The organism is Candidatus Saccharibacteria bacterium, from assembly GCA_017983775.1.
Lineage (GTDB): Bacteria > Patescibacteriota > Saccharimonadia > JAGOAT01 > JAGOAT01 > JAGOAT01.
The window spans coordinates 1-5067 of record JAGOAT010000038.1 but is presented as its reverse complement, the minus strand read 5'-3'; the positions used below and the strand labels follow the sequence as shown (position 1 = coordinate 5067).

Here is a 5067-nt window from a genome sequence, read left to right as displayed (position 1 = left end):
GGTAATACCCTTATATCTAATGCCTTTGTATTTACCACAATAACATTGCCAATCCTTGGTTGGACCAAAAATTTTTTCACAATACAATCCATCTTTTTCCGGCCTTTGAGACCGATAATTGATAGTCTCTGGTTTGGTTACCTCACCATGAGACCAGCTCGCAATATCCTCTGGGGAGGCAAGTTTTACCCTAATCCCCTCGATATCAGTCATTGCATTATTAATCATCTTTTCCTCCTTGAGAGAGATTACTTTCAATACTATCTTGATCCTGAACCAATGGATCTAATTCTTCTACTTCAACTATTACTTCTTCCTCTTGATAAAGATCAACTCCTTGATCATTTATGCTGACATCGGCACTATCATCATCGACATCATCGTCGTCGGCAGGTTGTCCAGATGCAGTTATGCCAGTATCAGGATCGATATAATCTACTTCAACATTTAGAGCCAAACTTTGTAACTCTCTGACCAAAACATTGAATGACTCTGGAATCCTAGGTCCAGTTATTGTCATACCCTTGACAATTGACTCATAAGCCTTGGATCTACCAATCACATCATCTGATTTAATTGTCAGCATCTCTTGCAAGGTATTTGCAGCACCATGAGCCTCGAGTGCCCAAACCTCCATCTCACCGAATCTCTGTCCGCCACCCATAGCCTTACCCCCCAAAGGCTGTTGGGTAACTTTGGCATATTTTCCAGTAGAACGAGCATGGATCTTATCATCAACCATGTGAATTAGCTTGAGCATATACTTATAGCCGACCACAGTTCTCTCTTCGAATTTCTGACCAGTTCGTCCGTCGGTCAATTGCAACTTTCCATCCTCTGGCAATCCTGCTCTCTTGAGCTCTGATTTAATTGTTTCTACTGGAATACCATTAAATGACTCAGTTGCAACCTTATAACCCAAAGCTTCTGCCGCAAGACCCATGTGAATTTCAAGGATTTGACCAATATTCATTCTTGACACAACGCCCAATGGATTAAGAATAATATCAACAGGTGTACCATCTTCTAGATAAGGCATATCTTCTACTGGCACTATCCGAGATATGACACCTTTATTACCGTGCCTACCGGCCATTTTGTCGCCAACAGAGATTTTTCTGAGTTGAGCAATATAAACATGAATTCTAGCCAACACTCCACTAGCTTCCCTAGGGATATCCTTCCCTTTAAAAACTTGAACATCAACTACCTTGCCATACTCTCCATGAGGAAGTCTCAAGCTACTATCTCTAACATCCCTAGCTTTTTCACCAAAGATTGCTCTCAGAAGCTTTTCTTCTGCAGACAAATCAGCCTCACCTTTTGGTGTAATCTTCCCAACCAGAATATCACCTGGCTTGACCTCAGAACCAATCCGAATTAACCCCTCAATATCAAGGTTTCGTAAAGAATCTTCACTAACATTTGGTATGTCGCTAGTCAGAACCTCTGGCCCAAGTTTAGTGTCTCGCAAATCGACCTTGTATTCTTCAATATGAACTGAAGTATATTTATCACTCTGCATTAACCTGTCAGAGATAATAATTGCATCTTCAAATCCTAGCCCATGATAACTCATATATGCCACTAGAACATTCTGCCCCAAGGCTAATTCACCATTATCGGTGGCTAGACTATCGACTAAGACTTCTCCTTTTTTGACCTTCTGACCAGCATCAACTTTGACTCTTTGGTGTATTGCAATCTTTTGATTACTTCTTAAAAAATTAATCAATGGATAGCTGACTTGTCGATCCTTATATTCAACTATTAGATTATCAGCAGTTGCCGACAATACCTTACCGTCTTCTTCCGCAAATATTACATATCCTGAGTCTTTTGCAACCTTAGACTCCATGCCTGTACCAACTATTGGTGAGTCTGGCCTGACGCTAGGCACGGTTTGTTTTTGCATATTCGAGCCCATCAAGGCCCGCATTGGCAAATTGTGTTCAACAAAAGGAATCAATGAAGCTGGTACTCCAATCACCTGCCTAGTCGAGATATCAATATATTCTACCTCTGAAATATCTAGCTCTTCAGCCTCGCCACCAACACCTCGAACAGATACTCGAGGGCCAACCAAATAGCCATCTTGATCTACTTCAGTCCCTGCCATTGCAATTACGGCCTGATCATCCTCTAGTGCATCCAAGTAAACTACCTGATCAGTAACCCTAGCTCTACCATCTTTAAGTTGCTCAACCTTACGATAGGGAGTGATCAAAAATCCGTACTGATCAACACTAGCAAAATTTGCAAGATTAGAGACCAACCCAACATTTGGTCCTTCTGGGGTCTCAACTGGGCAAATACGTCCATAGTGAGTTCTATGAACATCTCGTACTTCAAATCCGGCTCTTTCTTTAGTCAAACCACCTGGACCTAAGGCATTTAGCCTACGCTTGTGCGAAACTTCCGACAAGAGATTCTCTTGCTGCATCAATTGTGAGAGTTGTGACTTATTAAAGAACTCTCTAACGCTAGCAGTGATTGGTCTAACGTTGATAAGATTGACTGGAGCAATAGTATCAGAATCTGCGACACTCATTCTCTCCTTAACAATCCTCTCAGTCCTAAGCGCTCCACTCCTAAAAGCTTTTTGAACCAATTCACCAACCATTTTTAATCGACGGTTTGCCAGGTGATCGATATCCTGAGCTGGAGCATCAAGATAACTAGATTCTAAAATCTTTCTAATCACTAGGATGATGTCCTCCTGACTTAGGGTCTGGTCACCGTAGTTAGGATCGAGTCCGAGTGTACGGTTAAATTTGTATCTTCCTACTTTAGAAAAGTCATAACGTTTTGAGTCAAAAAATAGATCCTCCAAAACGGTTTTGGCATTGTCAAGTGTTGCCAAGTCACCAGGTCTGACCTTGCGATAAATCTCAATCAATGCCTGATCGGTAGTCTTGGTGGTATCTCGACTCAAAGTCTGCTCCACAAAATCAATATCAGACTTATTAATTCCATTAACCTTCAGAGTTTTTTGAATTTCCTGATTAGTAGCAAACCCCATTGCTCTCAAGAAAGTACCAAGATTGATTTTTCGCTTGTTATCAATTTTGACAGTAACTACACCACTACTTGAGATGTTAAATTCCAACCAAGCACCCCTAGCAGGGATAACCTTAGCAGAAAAATACCCTGTCTTTTCCTTACTAAAGAATACACCTGGTGAACGCACCAACTGAGAAACCACAACTTTTTCAACTCCATTGATAATAAAAGTTCCGCGACTTGTCATCATTGGCATATCCCCAAGAAAAATCTTTTGTTTCTTTTTCTGTTTGGTTCGTTTGTTGGTTAGTTCTACCTCTAGCCTAATTGCTGCCTCGTAGGTTGACTTTCGATCACGAGCAACTGACTCAGAGATTTTTGGTTCTTCAATCACATAATCAAGAAACTTCAAATGATAGTTTTTACCCGTAAAATCTTCTATTGGTGATACCTCTTCCAGGACTTCCCCGATACCTTCACGCAGAAACTGCTTGTAAGAATTTTGTTGTAGCTCAACCAACCCAGGTAATTCAATGCTATCCTTGCTGGGATTTAAGTATTTTCTTGTTGCCACCTGACTCATTAAATCTATCCTCTCCTTAAAAATAATTATTCTAAAAACCAAAAAAACCAATACCCGATGGGCTTGGTCTCCACTTTATTCCATTATATAGTTAGTAGCTTACACTACTGTAAGCTACTGTGTCAAGGATTTTATAACTAATTAATACTTAGGTTACTACCTGATCAATAATCCCGTATTTCTTAGCTTCTGCAGCACTCATCCAGTAATCTCGATCCATATCTTCTTGAATCTTTTTTAGATCCTGACCAGTATGTTCGGCCAAGAGTTTTTCTGACATTGTCTTAATCTTCATAGTCTGCTCTGCTGCAATCCTAATATCACTTGCTGTTCCCTGAAAACCACTCGAAGGCTGATGAATCATAACTCGAGAGTGTTTAAGACTATAACGTTTACCTGGTTCTCCTGCAGCCAGCAAAATGGCAGCCATACTTGCAGCCATGCCAACAACTGTTGTAGAGACAGCAGATTTGATATGTCTGATTGTGTCATAAATAGCCATACCCGCCGAAACACTTCCGCCTGGTGAATTGATATATAGCTTGATCTCTTGAGAATTATCCTGACTATCCAAGTAGAGTAACTGGGCGATCAAGGAGTTGGCGACAAGATCATCAACCGGGCTACCGAGAAAGATAATCCTATCCTTTAAGAGCCTCGAATAGATATCATAGACTCTTTCACCTCTAGGTGTTTTGTCGATAACAGTTGGTATTAAGATTTGTGAATCTTGCATACCTTCATCATAGCATACCTAGTCTATCCAGGGTAGGTGATCTTTGTAGCTTTGCGGGAGCATCATCTCCGGACACCAATTGCGCTTCAATTGATCCAAGTCTTCATAGGCTTGGTACTTACCTGTCTTTTCGTATGATTGTGCTACATCACCTGTCTGATGAAATACCATCTGTGCAACTCTTTCTCCTACTCGCAAGGGGACACTATGGTCTTGATTATTGTTATAGATCTCCATTGTCCAACGATTGATATATCCAGGATCACCCCAACCAGCATCATAGCAAACTGATATACCATTCCTACCCCAAGATGATCTAGCAAGCATTTTTGTAGTACCTGGAGGCTTAATACCAACAAACTCATTGGTATGAGCTAGAATTCTTTCCCCTGGTGCCAAGACAATGATTGGGTTATTTGGAGCAATTCCTTCAAAAAGCTCAAGTCCGTGTTTCTTGCACCATTCCTGATGAGGCATTGCTTTTTTAACCTGACCAAAAAATCGTTCCACAGCACCCTTGCTGTACGGATTGTAGTAATTATATCCCTTATCAGCTTCTGTTGTATAAAACCATTGACCAAGAGTCAAATCCAAACTAGAGCCTTTGACATTTTCAGAGACAAAAGGATCAATGACAATCTTACCTTCCTGATAAGCCCTAATAATATCCTTATCACTATAAACCATCACCCCCTCCTAAACTATTTTAACCTTTCTACTAATTAATCCTAGCATGATGTTAAAG

4 protein-coding genes are annotated in these 5067 nt (G+C 40.6%); all 4 read right to left on the bottom strand.

Going from position 1 to position 5067, the window contains the following annotated elements; translation table 11 throughout:
- Positions 1-228 (bottom strand): hypothetical protein (locus KA531_03990; protein MBP6006028.1); only part of this gene is annotated, 228 nt, incomplete at its 3' end.
- Complete coding sequence (locus KA531_03985; GenBank protein MBP6006027.1) at positions 221-3586, bottom strand: DNA-directed RNA polymerase subunit beta; 3366 nt, start codon at positions 3584-3586, stop codon at positions 221-223. The genes KA531_03985 and KA531_03990, both read right to left, overlap by 8 nt.
- A 148-nt stretch (positions 3587-3734) precedes the next feature.
- The gene (locus KA531_03980; protein MBP6006026.1) at positions 3735-4307 is read right to left on the bottom strand and encodes an ATP-dependent Clp protease proteolytic subunit; all 573 of its coding nucleotides are present in this window, start codon (positions 4305-4307) and stop codon (positions 3735-3737) included.
- A 33-nt stretch (positions 4308-4340) separates the two neighbouring features.
- Entirely contained in the window at positions 4341-5012 is a 672-nt protein-coding gene (locus tag KA531_03975) for a deoxycytidine triphosphate deaminase (GenBank protein MBP6006025.1), read from the bottom strand.
- Positions 5013-5067: the final 55 nt, after the last annotated feature.

Bases quoted from the DNA above. Each gene is read 5' to 3' on its own strand.
- KA531_03985 (MBP6006027.1), bottom strand. From the start codon at position 3,586: ATGAGTCAGGTGGCAACAAGAAAATACTTAAATCCCAGCAAGGATAGC.